This window comes from Streptomyces albiaxialis (assembly GCF_039530985.1).
Classification (GTDB): domain Bacteria; phylum Actinomycetota; class Actinomycetes; order Streptomycetales; family Streptomycetaceae; genus Streptomyces; species Streptomyces albiaxialis.
The window spans coordinates 1-20,996 of sequence record NZ_BAAAPE010000001.1 but is presented as its reverse complement, the minus strand read 5'-3'; the positions used below and the strand labels follow the sequence as shown (position 1 = coordinate 20,996).

At 72.3% G+C, this 20,996-nt stretch carries 16 protein-coding genes; 12 read left to right on the top strand and 4 right to left on the bottom strand.

All coding sequences use genetic code 11. The annotated features are described in order from the left end of the window. Window positions 1-30 precede the first annotated feature (30 nt). Complete coding sequence (locus tag ABD343_RS00080; protein WP_344522588.1) at window positions 31-537, bottom strand: cysteine dioxygenase; 507 nt, start codon at window positions 535-537, stop codon at window positions 31-33. 660 nt (window positions 538-1,197) lie between these two features. On the opposite strand from ABD343_RS00080, the gene ABD343_RS00075 reads away from it, so the two are divergent. The 3 genes from ABD343_RS00075 to ABD343_RS00065 all read left to right on the top strand — a co-directional run bounded on the left by ABD343_RS00075 (window position 1,198) and on the right by ABD343_RS00065 (window position 6,957). Continuing rightward, window positions 1,198-1,461: a WhiB family transcriptional regulator gene (locus ABD343_RS00075; protein WP_004952403.1), complete on the top strand. Its 264-nt coding sequence runs from the start codon at window positions 1,198-1,200 to the stop codon at window positions 1,459-1,461. 250 nt (window positions 1,462-1,711) lie between these two features. After that, a complete protein-coding gene (locus tag ABD343_RS00070) occupies window positions 1,712-5,350 on the top strand; it encodes a glycosyltransferase (RefSeq protein ID WP_344522586.1) in 3,639 nt (1,212 codons plus the stop codon). After that, complete coding sequence (locus tag ABD343_RS00065) at window positions 5,347-6,957, top strand: DUF5719 family protein (protein WP_344522584.1); 1,611 nt, start codon at window positions 5,347-5,349, stop codon at window positions 6,955-6,957. Before ABD343_RS00070 ends, ABD343_RS00065 begins: the two co-directional genes overlap by 4 nt. A gap of 64 nt (window positions 6,958-7,021) precedes the next feature. Here the strand turns inward: ABD343_RS00065 and ABD343_RS00060 are convergent, their stop codons facing one another. Beyond that, on the bottom strand, window positions 7,022-7,471 hold the full coding sequence (locus ABD343_RS00060) for a metallopeptidase family protein (RefSeq protein ID WP_344522582.1): 450 nt from the start codon (window positions 7,469-7,471) through the stop codon (window positions 7,022-7,024). A gap of 205 nt (window positions 7,472-7,676) precedes the next feature. Between ABD343_RS00060 and ABD343_RS00055 the strand changes: the two genes are divergently transcribed. From ABD343_RS00055 to ABD343_RS00030, 6 genes are all read left to right on the top strand, one after another. After that, window positions 7,677-8,075, top strand: a complete 399-nt coding sequence (locus ABD343_RS00055; RefSeq protein WP_344522580.1) for a DUF3499 domain-containing protein — start codon at window positions 7,677-7,679, stop codon at window positions 8,073-8,075. Window positions 8,076-8,384: 309 nt separating this feature from the next. Continuing rightward, complete coding sequence (locus tag ABD343_RS00050) at window positions 8,385-9,746, top strand: phosphomannomutase/phosphoglucomutase (RefSeq protein ID WP_344522578.1); 1,362 nt, start codon at window positions 8,385-8,387, stop codon at window positions 9,744-9,746. A gap of 158 nt (window positions 9,747-9,904) precedes the next feature. Beyond that, on the top strand, window positions 9,905-10,075 hold the full coding sequence (locus tag ABD343_RS00045) for a Trm112 family protein (RefSeq protein WP_344522576.1): 171 nt from the start codon (window positions 9,905-9,907) through the stop codon (window positions 10,073-10,075). 99 nt (window positions 10,076-10,174) lie between these two features. Beyond that, entirely contained in the window at window positions 10,175-11,419 is a 1,245-nt protein-coding gene (locus ABD343_RS00040) for an SIS domain-containing protein (protein ID WP_344522574.1), read from the top strand. 125 nt (window positions 11,420-11,544) lie between these two features. Beyond that, window positions 11,545-12,765 (top strand): mannose-6-phosphate isomerase, class I, encoded by a 1,221-nt coding sequence (gene manA / locus ABD343_RS00035; protein WP_344522572.1) that lies wholly within the window; start codon window positions 11,545-11,547, stop codon window positions 12,763-12,765. A 39-nt stretch (window positions 12,766-12,804) separates the two neighbouring features. Continuing rightward, a complete protein-coding gene (locus ABD343_RS00030; RefSeq protein ID WP_344522570.1) occupies window positions 12,805-13,725 on the top strand; it encodes a cation diffusion facilitator family transporter in 921 nt (306 codons plus the stop codon). A gap of 97 nt (window positions 13,726-13,822) precedes the next feature. Here the strand turns inward: ABD343_RS00030 and ABD343_RS00025 are convergent, their stop codons facing one another. Continuing rightward, on the bottom strand, window positions 13,823-15,976 hold the full coding sequence (locus ABD343_RS00025; RefSeq protein ID WP_344522568.1) for a fructose-specific PTS transporter subunit EIIC: 2,154 nt from the start codon (window positions 15,974-15,976) through the stop codon (window positions 13,823-13,825). A gap of 431 nt (window positions 15,977-16,407) precedes the next feature. Between ABD343_RS00025 and ahcY the strand changes: the two genes are divergently transcribed. Both ahcY and ABD343_RS00015 read left to right on the top strand, forming a co-directional pair. Next, a complete protein-coding gene (gene ahcY, locus ABD343_RS00020; RefSeq protein ID WP_344522566.1) occupies window positions 16,408-17,865 on the top strand; it encodes an adenosylhomocysteinase in 1,458 nt (485 codons plus the stop codon). 162 nt (window positions 17,866-18,027) lie between these two features. Next, window positions 18,028-18,642: a hypothetical protein gene (locus ABD343_RS00015; protein WP_344522564.1), complete on the top strand. Its 615-nt coding sequence runs from the start codon at window positions 18,028-18,030 to the stop codon at window positions 18,640-18,642. Between the two features lie 4 nt (window positions 18,643-18,646). Here ABD343_RS00015 and ABD343_RS00010 read toward each other — a convergent pair whose 3' ends face one another. Next, window positions 18,647-19,588 carry an RDD family protein gene (locus ABD343_RS00010; protein WP_344522563.1) on the bottom strand — a complete coding sequence of 314 codons (942 nt, stop codon included), beginning with the start codon at window positions 19,586-19,588 and terminating at the stop codon, window positions 18,647-18,649. A 92-nt stretch (window positions 19,589-19,680) separates the two neighbouring features. Between ABD343_RS00010 and ABD343_RS00005 the strand changes: the two genes are divergently transcribed. Further along, window positions 19,681-20,688, top strand: a complete 1,008-nt coding sequence (locus ABD343_RS00005; RefSeq protein WP_344522562.1) for a stage II sporulation protein M — start codon at window positions 19,681-19,683, stop codon at window positions 20,686-20,688. Window positions 20,689-20,996 lie beyond the last annotated feature (308 nt).

Here is a 20,996-nt window from a genome sequence, read left to right as displayed (position 1 = left end):
GACAGTCTCGCAGCCGGGGACCCCGCGCCGTCACCTGGCCACGGGATCGACACCGGCGTCCCGCGCGGCGGCCGGGCCCGCCGAGCAGTGCATCGGCATCTCGGTCAGGCCGGGGAAGTAGACGTGCACGCTCACGGCCGGTTCCAGACCGTCGTTGACCACTTCGTGCACGTATCCGGGTGCGAACACCCGTGTGGTGCCGGTGGGGAGCGTGCGCCGCGCGTCCCGCGAACGCTCGGTCAGCTCGCCGTCGAGCACGGCGAAGACGCCGGAGGAGGGGCCGTGGTCATGGACGCCGCTGCCCTGTCCCGGCAGCCAGCTCAGCAGCCAGACCTCGTACCCGGGCCCGGTGCGCAGCCGGTGGTACCAGCGCACCGTCGGGTCGTAGCGCACGAGCGGTTCCCAGCTCGCGCGGTCGGCGGCGATCGAACGGATGAGCCCGGCGAAGCCCGCGACCGTGGAGGGGTGCGCGGCGGGGGCCGGGAGGAGATGCGGGACGGCGAGCGGGTCGCCGGCGATTTCAACGTCGCTGTTCACGTACGGAGCGCTTCCGGGAGAGGAACGGGCGGACTGCCTGTGGTGGTGGCGCTGGATGAGGAGACGGAGACGAACCGCTCAACGACTCAACAGCAGCGACAGCTACAGCAGCGGCAACAGCGCTCGTGCTCCGTGACGGCTGAGAAGAGGCGCGCGCGGGAGAGCCCGCGGCGGGCCGTACGAGTCTCAGAGGTCACTGGCATACGAACAAGCAGAACGGGCCGGGGGCCCCGCTGTCAACCAGATGTCTGGTTTGAGCGTAATGTTTCACCGCATCCGGTTGCCGGTGGCGGCGAAAGGTTTGTGCTGGCGCTCACGGGAGAAATGGCGCAGCAGTGGCGCACGTAAACGTCGTTGTGCTTCTGTGATCGGACCGTGATCCAGGTCGCCTCCGCCCGAGAGGCGCGACGACGCCGCAGGTCACCGGGGCTCCCTCCGGAGCGAGACGGAGCGGTCGCTGTCCGTGCGCGGCTGTCGTGGTTTGTGGTGATTTGAACACTTACTGCGAAGGTTTGGTTCCGCCGAGTGAATAACGGGCTCAATAGCAGATCTCGGCTTGACTGGCCCGGATCGGCGCACTTGTAATTTCACCCGTGTCGTTCAAGTGAGTTCGATAACGACGGCATCACGGGGACGTAAAGACGGACGAGGGGCGCGCACATGACCGAGCTGTTCCAACAACTGCTGGTCGAAGAGGCGGACGAAGAGCTCGGCTGGCAGGAGCGCGCCCTGTGCGCGCAGACCGATCCCGAGTCGTTCTTCCCTGAGAAGGGTGGTTCCACCCGGGAGGCGAAAAAGGTCTGCCTCGCCTGCGAAGTCCGGTCGGAATGCCTCGAATACGCCCTGGCGAACGACGAACGTTTCGGTATTTGGGGCGGTCTGTCCGAGCGTGAACGTCGCCGCCTGAAGAAGGCCGCTGTGTGACGTAGCGGCGTGACATCGCGGCCACGGGGTCCTTGCCCGGACCAGCGGGGACAGTTGTACGGAGGCGGCGGACGGGCGGCAACGAGCCGTTAGTGTGGGGCCGGTCAAAAGCGCGGGACCCCGATCGGGGCGTGCGCGCACCGCAGTCCGACGCAGTCCGATACAGCTTCTTACGAGGGCTCTCCGGGGGCTTGCAGCCTCGTGCGGCCTCGCCGCTGGGCCCCCGCAGCCGGGGAGGGCCCCTACCTCGATGTCCGTGCACAGCCCTGTGGCGTCCACCTACGGGTCGGCCGCCGCCCCCGAGTTCCCACGGCACGTGGTCACCGCCGTGCTCGTCTCCCACGACGGCGCCCGCTGGCTCCCCGAAGCGCTCGCCGGACTGCTCGGCCAGGACCGCCCCGTGCAGAACGTCGTCGCGGCCGACACCGGCAGCGCCGACGACTCCGCCCGGCTCGTCACCGAGTCCCTCGGCCCCGAACGCGTGCTCCACCTCGCCCGCCGTACCGGCTTCGGCACGGCCGTCGAGGAGGCGGCCCGTACGGCGCCCGTCCTCACCCCCGACGACCTCCCCTATCTCAAGCGGCCCAGCGGCTGGGACCCCGTCAGCCGCACCTGGCGCGACGACGCCTACGACATGCCCGAACTGCCGCACGGCGAGCCCGTGCAGTGGCTCTGGCTGCTGCACGACGACTGCGCGCCCGAGGCCGACGCCCTCACGCACCTGCTGCGCGTCGTGGACGCCGACCCCTCCGTCACCGTCGCGGGCCCCAAGCTCCGAAGCTGGTACGACCGCAGGCAGCTCCTCGAAGCGGGCGTCTCCATCGCCAACAGCGGCCGCCGCTGGACCGGCGTCGAACGGCGCGAGCAGGACCAGGGCCAGCACGACCAGGTGCGCCCCGTCCTCTCCGTCTCCTCCGCCGGCATGCTCATCCGCCGCGACGTCTTCGAACAGCTCGGCGGATTCGACCGGCGGCTGCCCCTCATGCGCGACGACGTCGACCTGTGCTGGCGCGCCCAGGCGGCGGGCCACCGGGTCTTCGTCGTCCCCGACGCGGTGATGCGGCACGCGGAGGCCTCCTCCCGCGAGCGCCGTCCCGTCGACTGCGTCGGCCGCGCCCGCGGCGGCGCCAGCCCGCACCGCGTCGACAAGGCGGGCGCCGTCTACACGCTGCTCGCCAACGCGCCCGCCGCCAAGCTCCCCTGGGTGCTGCTGCGGCTCGTCCTCGGCACCCTGCTGCGCGCCCTCGCCTATCTGGTCGGCAAGGTCCCCCGGCAGGCCCTCGACGAACTCACCGGCCTGACCGGGACGCTGCTGCGCGCCGGACAGATCGCCGGGGCCCGGCGGCGGCGCGGCAGGCCCGTCGTCACCCACGGCGACCTGCGGCCCCTCTTCCCGCCGCCCGGCGCGACCCTGCGCGCCACCGCCGAACAGGTCGCCAGCAATTTCGGCGGCCGTTCCGAGCCCGAACTCTCCTCCGGAGGGCGGCACGGAGCCGTCGAGTCCGGTCCCGGCGACGAGGACGCGGACTTCCTGGAGGTCGAGCAGTTCGCGCGGCTCAAGAGGCTCGCCCGCAAGCCGGGCCCCATCCTCTTCGCGGTCCTCCTCCTCGTCTCCCTCGTCGCCTGCCGCGAACTCGTCGGCGGCGGCTCCCTGGCGGGCGGCGCGCTGCTGCCCGCGCCCGCCGACGTCTCCGACCTGTGGGCGCGCTACGTGGACGGCTGGCACACCGTCGGCACGGGCGGCACCCAGTCGGCGCCCCCGTACCTCGCGGTCGTCGCCGCCTTCGCGACCCTCCTGTTCGGCAGCACCGGACTCGCGCTCACCCTGCTGCTCGTGTGCTCCGTGCCCCTCGCCGGGCTCACCGCCTACTTCGCCTCCAGGCCGCTCGTCGAGTCTCGCCTGGTGCGCGCCTGGGCGAGCGTCGCGTACGCCTTCCTGCCCCCTGCCACGGGCGCCCTCGCGGGCGGGCGCATCGGCACCGCCGTCCTCGCGGTCCTGCTCCCGTTCCTCGCCCGCGCGGCCGTCGCGGCGGGCGGACTGCGCGGGCGTACGAGCTGGCGCGCCGCCTGGGCGTACGCGCTGCTGCTGACCCTGGCCACCGCCTTCACGCCGGTCGTCTGGCCGGTCGCGCTGGTGCTCGCCGTCGTGCTGGTCGCGCTGTGCCCGTTCACCGGCCAGTCCTACGGAGGGGCCGCCGCGCGCTCCCTGATCGCGCTGGCGACGCCCATGGTGCTGCTGGCGCCCTGGTCGGTCACGCTGCTGACCTCGCCGAAGGACTTCCTCAAGGAGGCCGGGCTCTCCTACGGCACCGGGTCCGCCTCCGCGCTCGACCTCGTCACCCTCTCGCCGGGCGGCCCCGGCACCCCCGGCGGGCTGCTGCTGACCGGACTGGTGCTCGCCGGGCTGGCCGCGCTGCTGCGCGCCGAGCGGCGGCTCGCGATCCTCGCGTCCTGGACGGCCGCGCTGGTCGCGCTGCTGTTCGCCGCGGTCTCCAACGGCTCCACCTGGGCAGGTCCCGCCACCCTCGTCTACGGGCTCGCGCTGCTCAGCGCCGCGGCCCTCGGCGCCGACGGCGCCAAGGACCGGGTTGCCGCGCAGAGCTTCGGCTGGAAGCAGCCCGTCGCCGCGCTCGTCGCCGCCGCGGCCGTCGCCGCGCCCCTCGTCGCCGCCGTCGGCTGGATGGTGGGCGGCGCCGACGGGCCCCTCTCGCGCCGCGACCCCGTACAGGTACCCGCCTTCGTCGCCGAGGAGAGCGGCACCCGGGACCAGGCCCGCACCCTCGTCCTCGCCGGGGACGGCGGCGGTGCCGACGGCGTCTCGTACACGCTCGTACGCGGTTCGGGCGCCCGCATGGGCGACGCCGACCTCGCCTCGGCCGGCGGGGCCGACGAGCGGCTCGGGAACGTCGTGGCGAATCTCGTCGCGGGCTCGGGCGCCGACCAGACCAGCCAGCTCGGCGGCTACGCGGTGCGCTACGTGCTCGTACGGGACGGTGCCCCGCGCGAGATGCGCCGGGTCCTGGACGCGACCCCGGGCCTCACCCGGCTCAGCCAGGAGGACGGCAGTGCCCTGTGGCGCGTCGACCGGCAGGTCTCCCGGGTCTCGATCGTGCCGGGCGGCCAGGAGAAGGGCGCCGCCGGTGCCGTCACGGCGCCTGTCGCCGTCGCCGCCGGTCCCGTCGAGGCCCACACCGAGGTGCCGTCCGGCCCGTCCGGACGGGTGCTCCGCGTCGCCGACTCGGCGGACAGCGGCTGGCGGGCCACGCTCGACGGCGAGCCCCTCAAGAGCGTGACCGTCGACGGATGGGCGCAGGGTTTCGAACTGCCCACCGGGGGCGGCCGTCTGGACCTCGCCCACGAGACGCCGCTCACGCACACCCTGTGGACATGGGGGCAGGGTTTCCTCGCCCTGGTCGTCCTCGTCCTCGCCCTGCCCGGGCGCCGCCGGGACGTCGACGACGACCTGCCGGACAGCCCGCCCCCCGTTCCGGAGCAGCCCGCCTCGGGCGACGGCCGCAGGGCCCGCAGGCTGCGTGCCGCCGCGGCGGCCGAGGGAGCGCCCGTTCCGGAGCAGTACGCACCGGAGCAGATGCCGGAACAGGCGCCGGAGCCCCCGGCGCCCCCGGCGCCACCGCAGGGCCCGCCGCCTCCTCCCGCGCCACCGGCTCCTCCGGCGCCTCCCGCGCAGGCGCCGGAACAGCAGCCGTACGATCCCGGATACGCGCAGCCGTACGAGGACCCGTACGCCGCGCAGCCGTACGGCCAGCAGCCGTATGTCCCTCCGCAGCAGCAGCCGTCTCAGTACGACGACTGGCAGAACCAGCAGCAGTACGCGGATCCGTACGGGTACGGCGGCACGACCTACGGCAGTGACGGGAGCCAGCAGTGAACCGCACCATCTACGGCTTCGCCGGTGCCGTCGTCGCGCTCGCCGCGGTGACAGGAGTGGCCGCCGTCGCCGCCCCGGGGGACGACGGCGCGAAGGACGCGGCCTCCGCCCCGGCGGCCCAGCGCAAGCCGGTCGAACGCTCGACCCTGGTGTGCGCCCGGCCGTCCGTCTCGGACGTGGCGGAGACCACGTACACCGCCTTCGCCCCCAAGGGCGCACCCGGCAAGAAGGGCAGTGCCGAACTGCGTCCCGCCGAACTGGCCGACCCGGACGGCGGTACGGGCGGTACGGGCGACGAGAACGGCAAGGGCGGTAAGGGGAATAAGGACGGCAAGGGGGGCAAGGGCGAAAAGCGCGGCAAGGGGCGTACCGAAGAACGCGGCTCCAAGGGCGACGGCAAACCCGTCGTCCCTCTGAGCACGCCGGGCACCCCGGTGACGTCCACGACGGACAGTTCGGAGGCGCCCGCGCTGACGGGCTCGGCGGACGGCCGTTTCGCCCCCGGCTGGACCGTTCAGCAGACGACCGTGGTGAGCGCCGGAGCGGGCAGGGGGCTCCAGGGCGCGTCCTGCGTGACCCCGGACACCACCTTCTGGTTCCCCGCGGTCAGTACGGCCGACGGGCGCCAGGACTACGTCCATCTGACCAACCCGGACTCCGCCAGCGCGGTCGTCGACCTGGAGATGTACGGCAAGGGCGGCAAGGAGAAGGCCCCTTCGGGCGCGGGGGAGGGCATCACGGTGCCGCCCCGTTCGACCGTTCCCGTGCTGCTCTCGACCCTGACGGCGAAACCCGTCACCAATGCGACCCTGCACGTCATCGCCCGTAACGGGCGGGTCGGCGCCCAGGTGAACGCGGCCGACGAGAAACTGGGCGGCGACTGGATCGCCTCCGCCGCCGACGCCACGCCCCGCGCGGTCATGCCCGGCATCCCGGGCGACGCGACGTCCGTACGGCTCGTCGCGTTCGCGCCCGGCGGCAAGGACGCCGACCTGAAGGTCCGGCTGGCGGGCCCGTCCGGCGAGATCAGCCCCGCGGGCTACGAGACGCTCCATGTGAAGGCGGGCATGACCTCAGCGGTCGACCTGAAGGAACTGACCAAGGGCGACCCCGGATCGCTCGTCCTCTCCCCGGCCGAGGACAAGGCCGACGCCCCACCCCTCGTCGCGGCGGTGCGCGTCACCCGTGGCAAGGGCGCCCGCCAGGAGACGGCGTTCATCCCGTCGTCCCCGGCGGTCGAGAAGAGGGCGACGGCGGCCGACAACTCCGCGCGCGGCTCGGAACTGGCCCTGACCGCGACGGACAAGGACGCGAAGGTCAAGGTGACATCGTCGGCGGGCAGTGGCGGCGGCAGTCCTCGGTCCACCACCGTCACGGTCAAGGCGCACACCACCAAGTCCCTCGCCCCGCCCCGCCCCCAGGGCGGCAAGGGCAGCTTCGCGGTGACCGTCGAACGGATCTCCGGTGGCCCCGTGCACGCCTCCCGCACGCTCACCCGCGAGCAGGACGGCATCCCGGCGTTCACCGTGCAGACCCTGCCCGACGACCGCAGCACGGTCGCGGTCCCGGACGCGGCGGAGGACCTCTCCGTACTGACGGAGGACTGAGGCCCTTACCGGGTGAGGCCCTTACCGGGCGAGATCCGCACCGGCCGGGGCCCGGCCGGTGGTGTCAGTCCTGGCCGTACCGCGGATCGACCGACTCGGGTGCGAGTCCCAGGAGTTCGGCCACCTGCTCGACCACGACCTCGTGCACCAGCAGGGCACGCTCGTCGCGGGTGCGGGTACGGATCTCGACCGGACGGCGGTAGACGATCACGCGGTCCGGCCGGTCGCCGGTCCCCTCGGCGACCCGTCCGAGCGGAACGGCGTCGTCGCCCTCCGTGAGCTCGCCGTTGTCCGTGCGGGGCACCTCCTGCACCGCGAACTCGACGCTCGCGAGCTGCGGCCAGTGCCGCTCCAGCCGGTTCACGGAGTCACGCACGAGATCGTCGAACGCCTCCGCCCTGCTGACGGCCAAGGGGACTTGGGGCGGCGCCACGGGACCGCGCATGCCGCGGCCGTGCCGGTCTCGGCTGCGCGGCCGCGGGTCGGACCGGTGCGGCGGTACGGGGCTGTTCATCACGTCCGAGCGTAGCCCTCCGGACGCTCCGTACGGTGCTCACGCGGCCCCCATGGGCCCCGCGCGCGGCGGAATCCGGGCCCCTCGGCCGGTCCTCCGCGTCTTCCAGCAGATCAGGCGTAACCGGCGAACCGGGACGACACGGCCGGGTGACGCGGGGGTGAGTCGTCGCAGCCCGCTCAAGAGTGCGGTACGGTCCAACGTCGTGAGCCCTGTACGTCGCTGTTCGCGCACCGCTTGCGGTCGTCCCGCCGTCGCGACGCTGACGTACGTCTATGCGGACTCGACGGCCGTTCTCGGCCCCCTCGCGACCTACGCCGAGCCGCACTGTTACGACCTGTGTGCCGAGCACTCGGAGCGGCTGACGGCGCCGCGCGGCTGGGAGGTCGTCCGGCTCGCCATCGACGCGGCCTCGGCCCGCCCCAGCGGCGACGATCTCGAAGCCCTCGCCAACGCGGTCCGGGAGGCGGCCCGTACGCCCCGGCAGGAGCCCTCCGCGCCCTCCCATTCCGACGCGCTCGGCGGCCCGGACGGGCGTGACGCCGACCCGATGGAGGTCGCCCGGCGCGGCCATCTGCGGGTGCTGCGCTCGCCGGAGTCCTAGGGGGTGTCTGACAAATGCCCGCGGCGTCGCGGTGTCTGGCACGCACGCTCGCGGCGTTGCCGAAACGCCCTAGTAGCTCCGCTACGAGGGCGCTCCGGCGCCTTGCGATCGCACGCACCAGACACCGCTCCTTCTCCCGCGCTCATGTGTCAGACACCCCCTAGGAGTTCACCCCCGGGCACCGCCTCCGGCGGCCCCGCGCGCCGGACCCGCCGTTCCGCCCGATCTCACCCCCTCTCACCCGCCCGGGTAGATTTGGTCGCCTGTTGACCACCTCATCCGTTGAGGACCCCCAGGAGAGGGCTGACCGTGGCTGATCTGTCGGAGCTCGTGAAGGCGTACGACGTGCGCGGTGTGGTGCCGGACCAGTGGGACGAGGCGCTCGCCGAGCTGTTCGGTGCCGCCTTCGTCCAGGTGACCGGCGCCGACGCCATCGTCGTCGGGCATGACATGCGCCCCTCGTCTCCCGGGCTCGCGCGCGCCTTCGGACGCGGGGCCACCGGCCAGGGCGCCGACGTGACGGAGATCGGGCTCTGCTCGACCGACCAGCTCTACTTCGCCAGCGGCGAACTGGACCTGCCCGGTGCCATGTTCACGGCCAGCCACAACCCCGCGCGCTACAACGGCATCAAGATGTGCCGCGCGGGCGCCGCCCCGGTCGGCCAGGACACCGGCCTGAGCGAGATCCGCGCCCTGGTCGAGCGGTGGTCCGAGGAGGGCGGCGCGCCCCGTACGGACAAGCCCGAAGGGACCCTCGCCCAGCGGGACATGCTCGCCGACTACGCGGCGTATCTGCGCTCCCTCGTCGACCTGGCCGCCATCCGGCCGCTGAAGGTCGTCGTGGACGCGGGCAACGGGATGGGCGGCCACACCGTCCCGACCGTCTTCGAGGGGCTGCCCCTCGAACTGGACGCGCTCTACTTCGAACTGGACGGCACGTTCCCCAACCACGAGGCCAACCCGCTCGACCCGAAGAACATCGTCGACCTCCAGAGCCGGGTGCGCGAGACGGGCGCCGACATCGGCCTGGCCTTCGACGGTGACGCGGACCGCTGCTTCGTCGTCGACGAGAAGGGCGACCCCGTCTCCCCGTCGGCGATCACCGCGCTGGTCGCCTCCCGCGAGCTGGCCAAGGAGCCCGGCTCCTCCGTCATCCACAACCTGATCACCTCCTGGTCCGTCCCGGAGGTCGTCAAGGAGAACGGCGGAACCCCCGTCCGTACGCGCGTGGGCCACTCCTTCATCAAGGAGGAGATGGCGAAGACGGGCGCGATCTTCGGCGGCGAGCACTCCGCGCACTACTACTTCCGCGACTTCTGGAACGCCGACACGGGCATGCTCGCCGCCCTCCACGTGCTGGCCGCGCTCGGCGGACAGGACGGGACGCTGTCCGAGCTGGTCGCCCGTTACGACCGCTATGCCGCCTCCGGCGAGATCAACAGCACCGTCGACGACCAGACCGGCCGCCTCGCCGCCGTCCGGGCCGCCTACGCGGACCGCGACGACGCCGAGCTGGACGAGCTGGACGGCCTCACCGTCACCGGCGCCGACTGGTGGTTCAACCTGCGCCCGTCCAACACCGAGCCCCTGCTGCGCCTGAACATCGAGGCGCGCGACGCCGGCACCGTCGCGCGGCTCCGCGACGAGGTGCTCGGCCTCGTCCGGGCCTGATCCCACCGCGCTCGGGCCCGGTCCCGCCGTGCCCCAGGGTCTGCCGGAACGGTCCGTACCGGGCCTGTCCGGGCGTGCGCCGTCCGCGCGTACGTCCGGGCAGGCCCAGCGGTACCCTGACCGCACAGTCAGCAGCACCTCGCCCCTGGAGGGAACACATGCCGCTCGAAGCCGGTCTCCTGGAGATCCTCGCCTGCCCGGCGTGCCACGCGCCGCTGCGCGAGGAGGCCGAGGAGCTGATCTGCACCGGCGACGCGTGCGGTCTCGTCTATCCGGTGCGTGACGGCATTCCGGTCCTGCTCGTGGACGAGGCCCGCCGACCCGCCTGACGCCGGACCGCCCGGCGCCCGGCACGTCCGACGCCCGACCCACCGGCGCCGCCCACCGCCACCGCCCGGCGGCCGGCGGCCGAACGGAGGCCACGGAAGATGCTCGACGAGTCACTCCTCGACGCCCCGGAGGAGCTGGCACGCGCCGACGTGCACGGACTGCTCCGCGGAGCGGCGGAGGCGGGGGCACGCGTCCGTGCGGGGCTCCGGCTCGCCATGGAGGCCGGGCTCACCCGTCTCCAGCCGGACGGCCGCCCGCGCGGCGTGCTCGTGGCCGGCCCCGGGCCCACCACGGCCTGCGTCTCGGAGACGCTCGCGGCCCTGAGCAACGGCTCCGTGCCGGTCACCCTGCTCCGCCCCACCGGCCGCCTCTCGGCCCCCGGCGCCCTCCGCTGGACCCTCCCGGGCTGGGCGGGCCCCCTCGACCTCGTGCTGCTGGTCACGCACGACGGCGCCGAGCCCGGCCTCGCCGCCCTGGTCGACCAGGCGTACCGGCGCGGCTGCACAGTCGTCGCCGTCACCCCCGGCACGGCCCCGCTCGCCGACGCGATCGGCGAGACGCGCGGCCTCGCCGTCCCCCTCGCGCCCGGGCCGTACGAGCGCTACGAGACGCCGGAGGCCCCCGAGCCGCCCGCGCCCACGGCGGTGCCCGTCGCGCCTCTGACGGCGTCGGAGACGGCCGGGGAGGCCCCCGGGCCCCCGATCCCCGCCGGGCAGCCTCCCGTGGCGCCTGGGACGCTCTGGGCGCTGCTCACGCCCCTCCTGCTGCTCCTCGACCGGCTCGGGCTCGTCCAGGCCGACGCCCCGGCCCTGGAGTCCCTCGCCGACCGCCTCGACGAGGTCGCCGAGCGGTGCGGCCCCGCCATCGCGCCGTACAGCAACCCGGGCAAGACCCTCGCCGCCGAGCTGGCGGGCGCCCTGCCGCTCCTGTGGAGCGAGGGCCCCGTCGCCGACGTCGCCGCGCGCCACTGGGCCGCCGCCTTCGCCGCGCTGCCCGGCAAGCCCGCGCTCACCGCCGGACTGCCGGAGGCCATGACGGCCCACGGGGCGCTGCTCGCGGGCGGCTTCGCCGCCGCCTCCGACCCGGACGACTTCTTCCGCGACCGCGTGGAGGAGCCCGAGGCCCTGCACGCCCGCGTGGTCCTCCTCCGCGAGGCCGCCCCCGCCGGGGACTCCGCCATGGTCGCCGCGCGCGACATGGCGTACGCGAACGACACCCCGCTCAGCGAGCTGGAGCCCTCCGAGGGCAGCAGCCCCCTGGAGGCCGCGGCCGAGCTGATCGCCACCGCCGATTTCGCGGCCGTTTACCTCACGCTCGCCGACAGCGACTCCCCTTGGGCGTGACCGTACGGCGCGTACCGTACGGCCGCCCGGGCCGTACGAACCGCACCGTATGAACCGCACGTCCGCACCGGCCCGCCACCGCGGGACGCCCCGTCACCACAGGACGACAGGAAAAGCACACCACCATGGACCGCCTGGAGAACACCGTCCGGCCCTACGCCTGGGGTTCCACCACCGCACTGCCCGAACTGCTCGGCACCCCGCCCACGGGTGAGCCGCAGGCGGAGCTGTGGATGGGCGCCCACCCCGGCGCCCCGTCCCGCGTGGAACGCGCCACGGGCACCGTCTCCCTCCTGGACGCCGTCTCGGCCGACCCGGAGGGCGAACTGGGGGAGCGGACCGTACGCGCCTTCGGGCCCCGGCTGCCCTTCCTGCTGAAGCTCCTCGCCGCCGCGTCCCCGCTCTCGCTCCAGGTGCACCCCGACCTCGCGCAGGCCGCCGAGGGGTACGCGGACGAGGAGGAGCGCGGCGTCCCCCTGGACGCGCCGCACCGCAACTACAAGGACACCAACCACAAGCCCGAACTCATCTGCGCGCTCACCCCGTTCGACGGCCTGTGCGGCTTCCGCGCGGCCGACGACGCGGCGGCGCTGCTGGACGGGCTGGACGTGGGCGGCCTCAAGCCGTACGTCGACATCCTGCACGCGCGCCCGGAGAGCGACGCCCTGCGCGAGGTCCTGTCCGCCGTACTGACCGCCGACAAGGACGAGATGGCGGAAACGGTCGCCCAGGCCACGGCGGCGGCCGAACGGCTCGCGGAGGAGGAGCCCTCCGGGACTCTCACGGCCGGACGCATCGCGGAGTACGCCGTCTACGCGGGCATCGCCCGGCACTACCCCGGCGACCCGGGCGTCATCGCCGCCATGCTGCTCAACCACGTGCACCTGCGCCCGGGAGAGGCGCTCTTCCTCGGCGCGGGCGTTCCGCACGCCTACCTCGACGGCCTCGGCGTCGAGATCATGGCCAACTCCGACAACGTGCTGCGCTGCGGGCTCACCCCCAAGCACGTCGACGTTCCCGAACTGCTCCGTATCGTCCGCTTCGAGCCCACCGAACCGGCGATCCTGCGCCCGGAGGCGGACTCCGACGAGGAGGAGCTGTACGAGACCCCCGTCGACGAGTTCCGGCTCTCCCGCTACGTGCTCGCGCCGGGGGCCGGATCGCATCCCCTGGACGCGGGCGCGCCCCAGATCCTGCTGTGCACGGCGGGACAGGCCGTACTGCGCGATACGGACAACGGCGCCGAACTCACGCTCGATCGGGGCGGGTCGGCCTTCGTTCCGGCGGGCGAGCGGGTCCACGTCTCCGGTGACGGTACGCTCTTTCGCGCCACAGTGGCCGTCTGACGGAACGGCCGCCCCACCGGAGAAAGGGACGCGCGACTCGTGAGTGCATCAGGCGGAACGAAGGCGATCGTCGCCGCGCTGGGTGCGAACCTGGCCATCGCGGTTGCCAAGTTCGTCGCCGCGGGGTTCAGCGGCTCGGCCTCGATGCTGGCGGAGGGCGTCCACTCGCTCGCCGACTCCGGCAATCAGGGTCTGCTGTTGCTCGGCGGCAAGAAGGCCAAGAAGGAGGCGAGCGAGGAGCACCCCTTCGGCTACGGCCGTGAGCGGTACATCTACGGCTTCCTCGTCTCCATCGTTCTCTTCACCATCGGCGGCGTCTTCGCGCTGTACGAGGGCTACGAGAAGATCAAGCACCCGCACGAGGTGGAGCACTGGTACTGGCCCGTGGGCGTGCTGGTCTTCGCCATCATCGCGGAGACCTTCTCGTTCCGTACGGCCATCAGGGAGTCCAACGAGGTCCGCGGCTCGCTGAGCTGGGGCCAGTTCGTGCGCCGGGCCAAGGCCCCGGAGCTGCCCGTCGTCCTGCTGGAGGACCTGGGCGCGCTCGTGGGCCTCGTGCTGGCCCTCGGCGGCGTGGGGCTCGCGCTGCTCACGGGCGACGGCGTCTGGGACGGCATCGGCACGATGTGCATCGGCGTGCTGCTGGTGGCCATCGCGATCGTCCTCGCGGCGGAGACCAAGTCGCTGCTCCTGGGCGAGTCCGCCGACCCGGCGGAACGCGAGAAGATCCACGCGGCCCTCGTCGACGGCCGGACCGTCACGAGCGTCATCCACATGCGCACCCTCCACCTCGGTCCGGAGGAGCTGCTGGTCGCGGCGAAGGTGGCCGTGGCTCACGACGGCACGGCCACGGAGATCGCCGCGGCCATCGACGCGGCGGAAGAGCGCATCCGCGCGGCCGTACCGATCGCCCGGGCCATCTACCTGGAGCCGGACATACTGCGTGAGACCCGCTCCTGAGGAGCACAGAACCCGAACGGCCGTGCGTCGCACCATTTCACAATGGAGCGAGGCACGGCCGTTCAACTTCGGTTGACAGACCCGTCGGCGAATCCGGCTACTGGATCTCTCCCAGGACCTCCATCACGGCGCTCCTGTCCGGAGCGTCCAGCAGGCGCTGCCGGAAACCCGCGTCCATCAGCTTCCTGGACAGCAGGGCGAGGATCCGCAGATGCTCGTCCCCGGCGGCGGCCTCCGGCACGGAGATCATGAACACCAGCCTGGCCTTCGTCCCGTCCAGGGCGCCCCACTCGATGCCCTCGGGCGCACGTGCGAAGCCGACGACGGGGGCGCTGACCGCGTCCGTCTTGGCGTGCGGGATGGCGATCTCCTCGCCCAGCCCGGTCGTGCCCTGTTCCTCCCGCGCGAGCGCGGCCCGTACGAGCGCTTCGGTGTCGGTGACCTTGCCGGTACGGGCGAGAAGTTCGGCCATTTCCCGTACGGCCGCGTCCTTGTCCCCGGCGGAGAGCCGTTCCTTGACGGTGTTCTCGGTGAGATAGCCGGAGAGGACCTCGGGGACGGCCGTACCGGTGGGGGAGGCGTCCTCGGCGGGAGAAGTGTCCTCGGCCTTGGAGAGGGAAGCTCCCGTGCCCGCGTCCGCGGAGCCGCCGCCCGCCGTGGCGAGCACGGGCTCGCGGACGGGAGCGGGAGCGGCATCCGGAGCGGGGGACGGGGATGGGGGCGCGGTCTCCGCGTCCTTCGGCGCGCCCTTGCCGAGCGACATCAGCGCGACGGTGGCCAGGCCGGTCACGGCCGTACCGATGACGATCGCGACGAAGAACATCGCGACCCCGTCGACCGCGCCCAGCACCGCGACGATCGGGCCGCCGTGCGGCACGTTGTCGCCCACCGACGCGATGCCCGCGACGGCACCGGCCACGGCGCCGCCCAGCATGTTCGCGGGGATGACCCGGGCGGGCCGGGCCGCCGCGAAGGGGATGGCGCCCTCCGTGATGCCGAAGAAGCCCATGAACAGGGCGGCGTACCCGGTCTCGCGCTCCTGTGCGTCGAAGAGGCGGCGGCGCAGCAGCGTGGCCAGCCCCTGTCCGAGCGGCGGCACCGGGATGGCCGCCGCGACCATGCCCATGACCTCGGGGTTCTTCGAGACGAGACCGGCGCCGAAGAGGAACGCGGTCTTGTTGACCGGGCCGCCCATGTCGAAGGCGACCATCAGCCCGAGGACGATCCCGAGGAGGGCCGCGCTGGCGCCCGTCATGCCGCCCAGGAAATCGGTCAGGTTCTCGAACACCCAGGAGATCGGGCGGCCGATGACGTAGATGAAGAAGAGCCCCAGCGCCGATGTCGACACGATCGGGATCACGATGATCGGCATGATCGGCCGGACGAACGTGGGGACCTTGACCTTCTTGATCCACTGGACCAGATAGCCCGCGAGGAAGCCCGTGACGATCGCCCCGATGAACCCGGCGCCCGACTTCGAGTCGTACAGCTCACCGGTGTTGGCTATCCAGCCGCCGATCATGCCGGGCACGAGCGCGGGCCGGTCGCCGATCGCGTAGGCGATATAGCCGGAGAGGATCGGCACCATGAGCGTGAAGCCGATGGTCCCGATGTCGTTGACGTGCTTCCAGAAGCTGCCGTCGGGGATCACCAGGCCGCCGTCGGCCTGCGGATCGCCGCCCAGCGCGAGCGAGACGGCGATCAGCAGACCGCCGACGACCACGAACGGGATCATGTACGAGACGCCGTTCATCAGCGCCTTGTAGCCGATGCTCCGCTCCTTGCCCTTGCCCTTGGCCCCGGCGGGCCCGCCCGGGCCCTCGCCGCCGCCACCGCCGCCGCCTCCCGGGCGGCCGGCCCCGGCCCGCGCGGGCGCCGCGGCGCCGCCCTGGTGCACGGGCGCCTCCCGCACCCTGTCGATCAGCCCGTCGGGGTCGCTGATGCCCTCGGAGACGCCGACGGCCAGGAGCCGCTTGCCCTCGAACCGACTGCGGTCGACGTCCTTGTCGGCGGCGATGATCACTCCGTCGGCGGCTTCGACATCGTTGTCAGAGAAGACGTTTTCGGCCCCGATCGAACCTTGGGTCTCCACCTTCATCGCGATGCCGCGTGCCTCGGCGGCCTGGGTGAGCTTCTCGGCGGCCATGTAGGTGTGCGCGATGCCCGTGGGGCACGCCGTCACGGCGAGCAGCCTCAGGCCCGGCTCGGCCGCCCCTCCCGCCCCGTCGCGGGGTTCGGCGGAACTGGTCACGTGGTTCTCCTTGCTCGGCCAGCTTCATTGGGGGGTGTGTGGTGCGTGTGGGGGTGTTCGCATGCTCTGCGAGTGTCGTTCGGTCCTGCGGATCCGGCCGCGCGAGCTGGCACGCAAGCGGCCGAAAACTGCCCCAGTCTCGCCCTTGCGGCGAGACGAAGCAATCCGCTCGACTGGACGGGCGGTGTAGATTCGTAGAGCCAGACGTCGCTGCTGATGGCGGTCGGGCGGTCCGCTCCGCGGGCCACCGAGGGAGAGAGGGCCTCCGACGGACTGAGCTGCGAGCAACAAGGGACGAGTGTGTCCGGAGACGCTGAACGCGCTGTGCGTACGGCCTGCTGCGCGTAAGGCCCCCTCCCGGCCGCACCCGCTCCTCGCGCCGCAGCACGGACCAAGCCAGCCATATACCTCGACATCGAGGAGCAGCTCGTATGACGACCTCCACGACCGGCCAGGACTTCAAGGTCGCGGACCTCTCTCTGGCGGCCTTCGGCCGCAAGGAGATCAAGCTCGCCGAGCATGAGATGCCCGGCCTGATGGCGATCCGCGAGGAGTACGCCAAGGAACAGCCCCTGGCGGGTGCCCGTGTGACCGGCTCCCTGCACATGACGGTGCAGACGGCCGTGCTCATCGAGACCCTCGTCGCCCTGGGCGCCGAGGTCCGCTGGGCCTCCTGCAACATCTTCTCCACCCAGGACCACGCCGCCGCGGCCATCGCCGTCGGCCCCGACGGCACCCCGGAGAACCCGAAGGGAATCCCGGTCTTCGCCTGGAAGGGCGAGACCCTGGAGGAGTACTGGTGGTGCACGGAGCAGGCGCTGACCTGGCCGAACACCCCCACCGGCGGCCCGAACATGATCCTCGACGACGGTGGTGACGCCACCCTCCTCGTCCACAAGGGCGTCGAGTACGAGAAGGCCGGCAAGGCCCCCTCGGTCGACACCGCCGAGAACGACGAGCACCGCGTCATCCTCCAGCTCCTCAACCGCACCCTCGGCGAGAACGCCCAGAAGTGGACGCAGCTCGCCTCCGAGATCCGCGGCGTCACCGAGGAGACCACCACCGGCGTCCACCGGCTCTACGAGATGCAGCAGGCGGGCTCGCTGCTCTTCCCGGCGATGAACGTGAACGACGCCGTCACCAAGTCGAAGTTCGACAACAAGTACGGCTGCCGCCACTCCCTCGTCGACGGCATCAACCGCGCCACCGACGTGCTCATCGGCGGCAAGACCGCTCTCATCTGCGGCTACGGCGACGTCGGCAAGGGCTGCGCCGAGTCCCTGCGCGGCCAGGGCGCCCGCGTGCTGATCACCGAGATCGACCCGATCTGCGCGCTCCAGGCGGCCATGGACGGCTACCAGGTCGTGACCCTGGACGACGTCGTCGACCAGGTCGACATCTTCGTCACCACGACCGGCAACAAGGACATCATCATGGCCTCGGACATGGCCAAGATGAAGCACCAAGCGATCGTCGGCAACATCGGCCACTTCGACAACGAGATCGACATGGCCGGCCTCGCCGCCATCCCGGGCATCGTCAAGGACGAGGTCAAGCCCCAGGTCCACACCTGGACCTTCCCGGACGGCAAGACGATCATCGTGCTGTCCGAGGGCCGCCTGCTGAACCTGGGCAACGCGACCGGACACCCGTCCTTCGTGATGTCCAACAGCTTCGCGGACCAGACGATCGCCCAGATCGAGCTGTTCACCAAGCCGGAGTCGTACCCGACCGACGTCTACGTGCTCCCGAAGCACCTCGACGAGAAGGTCGCGCGCCTCCACCTCGACGCCCTCGGCGCCAAGCTGACCACGCTCCGCCCGGAGCAGGCCGACTACATCGGCGTCCCGGTCGAGGGTCCCTACAAGCCGGACCACTACCGCTACTGATCACCTGACGGTCAGCAGCAGGTCCCAGGCCCCCGCTCCGGCGGGGGCCTGCCCGTAGCATCCTGGCCCCGCACCTTGTGGGCCCCGCGCCCGCGGTGCGGGCACGCGGTCCTCAGCCCGCAGCCCTCACCACCGCACGAATCCCGGACTCCGAAGACGACCATGCCCCGCGGCCGATATTCGCTCCACGATCCCCACGACCACACCCCCCTCGGCGAAGAGCACTTCCAGTGCGCCCCCGGCCCCTCCGGCTGGCGCTACGTCTCCCAGATCACCACCCCCTCCGGCGATCACGCGGGCTCCGTCGACCTGACCCTCGACCACAGGGGCCGCCCCCTCAGACTTGAGCTCCGCGCCGCCCGATGGCAGGTCCGTGGCGCGGCGCTGGACGGCGTCACCTGGGTCCGTACCGACCCCACCGGCGAGCACGCCCAGGAGGGCAATGCCGCCGCTCACGCCTTCACCGGCGCGTCCCCCGCTTTCCTCGTCGCGACGGCCCGTCTGCTGCGCCCGGAACCCGGAAGCCCGGCCACCCGCGTACGCCTCGTCGCCTTCACACCCCCCGTCCTCGCGCCCCGGACCCTCGACCAGTCCTGGGCGATGGTCGACAGCGAATCACACGCCACTGACAGTGGCCCCCTGACCGTGGAGAACTACCAGGTCAACGACCTGGAGACCGGCGACCAGCACCAGATCCACCTCACCGGCGACGTGGTCCTCGCCGCCCCCGGCATCGAGCTCGAAGACCTCGAATCCCCGCCGTCGACCTTCACCTGACGCGCTACGAGGGCGGCACGAACCCCGTCCGCCGCGACGGCTCCCCGCCCGGCGCCCCCTCCGCCGCGGGGGCCTCCTGGCGCGCGCCATCGGCCCGTACGGGCGCCACGTATCCCGTCCGGCCCTCTCCCGCCGGGAGCCCGCTCCCGGAGACGTCCGGGACGACATCCGGGGCGACGTCCGGGGCGTCCCCCGGTTCCTCCGGCAGCACGCGCCGCGCGTCCCGCGCCTGCCGCTCCGCGACGACCCCCGCCAGATAGACCGCGGCGGGCATCCCCTCCGGCGCCGGAACGCCCGTCCACGCCACCATGTCGTCGCCGAGCCGCTCCGCCATCGACCGCCCCACGGCCTCGTCCAACTGCCCGGCCCGCATCAGGTACTGCCGTACGGCCAGCCACAGCCCGTCCGGCACACGCGACAGGTCCAGCCCCTCGAAAAGTCCCGCCACCCCCGCCGGAGGCGGCGGCACCACGGACCCCCGCGCCGTCGGCACCCGCTCCCGTACGACCAGCGCGCCCGAGAAGACGTCCCCGAGCCGTCGCCCGCGCGAGGAGACCAGCGAGGCGATGCACGCGATGACACCGAAGGAGAGCTGGATCTCGATCACCCCCACCGCCCCGCGCACCAAGGCGTGCCGGAACCGGATCGGCCCCCCGTCGTCCCGTACGACCCGGAGCCCCGCCACCAGCTTCCCCAGCGAACGGCCGCCGCTGAGCGTCTCCACCGCGATGGGCACCCCCACGAGCACCAGCAGGAACAGACCCACCTGAACGGCCGCGAGCGCGGCATCGTCCAGAGAAGCCGTGGCCACCAGCAGCGCCATGGTCACGATCAGATAGACGGCCCAGGCCAGGGCCAGATCGATGGCGACGGCCAGCGCCCGGCTCGGCAGCCGGGCAGGACGCAGCCCGAGGACGACCGCATCCCCTGTGACCAGCTCGTTCACCAGCGCACCCACCCTCCCTGGACCCACGTTCCGCCCCTGCGGACCGTCTCACAGCCTGCCTTCCACCCGCGCCTGTCTGCCAAGCTCTCCCCATGGACCTGGATGTCTTCATCGCGGCCCACCAACCCGAATGGGACCGCCTCGAAGAGCTGCTCCGCCGTAGGCGCCGCCTCACCGGCACCGAGGCGGACGAACTGGTGACCCTCTACCAACGGGCCGCCACCCACCTCTCCCAGGTCCAGTCGAGCGCCCCCGACCCGACCTTGACGGCCCATCTCACCAACCTGGTCGCCCGTGCCCGAAGCGCCGTCACCGGCGCACGCACCGCCTCCTGGAAGGACGCCGCCCGGTTCTTCACCGCCGGATTCCCCGCCGCCGTCTACCGCGCCCGCCACTGGTGGGTCCCCACGGCCCTCCTGTCGGTCGCCGCGACGGCCCTCATCGCCTGGTGGGTCGGCACCCATCCGGAAGTACGCGCCTCCATAGCCGCCCCCGACGAGCTCCGCGAGATGACGCGCCCCGGCGGCCAGTACGAGAGCTACTACTCCAGCAATCCGGCGACATCCTTCGCCGCCCAGGTATGGACGAACAACGCCCAGGCCGCCGCCGTCTGCCTCGTCTTCGGCGTCCTCCTGGGCATCCCCGTCCTCTGGGTGCTCTTCCAGAACGTGCTCAACCTGGGCATCGGCATCGGCCTCATGGACTCGGCGGGACGCCTCGACACCTTCCTCGGTCTCCTCCTCCCGCACGGCCTCCTGGAGCTGACCGCCGTCTTCGTCGCCGCGGGAACAGGCCTGCGCCTCGGCTGGACCGTCATCGACCCGGGCCCCCGCACCCGACGAGAGGCCCTGGCGGAAGAGGGCCGCTCCGCCCTGGGCATGGCCATCGGCCTCGCGGCCGTCCTCTTCGTCTCCGGCGTCATCGAAGGCTTCGTCACCCCCTCCGGCCTGCCCACCTGGGCCCGCATCCTCATAGGCGTCGTCGCCGAGCTCGCGTTCCTCGCGTACGTCTACGTCGTCGGCCGCCGAGCGGCCGAAGCGGGCGAAACCGGGGACATATCCGAGGCGGACCGCCCGACAACCGTCCCCACCGCCGCGTGATGTGCGGACACCCCCGCCGAGCTGCTACTGTCTCCTCCGCCCCAGAACTTCGTTGACACGGAGTAGGCTGGGCAGTAGATTCGAACAGTTGCCCCGAGTTGGACGAACTCGATCGCGACGGTTAGTATCTTCTCCGCTTCGAAGCGAAGAATTCCATTCCTGGAATTCCGAAAAGAAGCACCCCGAACTTCTACCGGATTGAATCTGATAGAGTCGGAGACACACCGAAGGGAAGCGCCCGGAGAAACCGGTGAAACGGTTTCGAAGGAAGCGTCCGTTCCTTGAGAACTCAACAGCGTGCCAAAAGT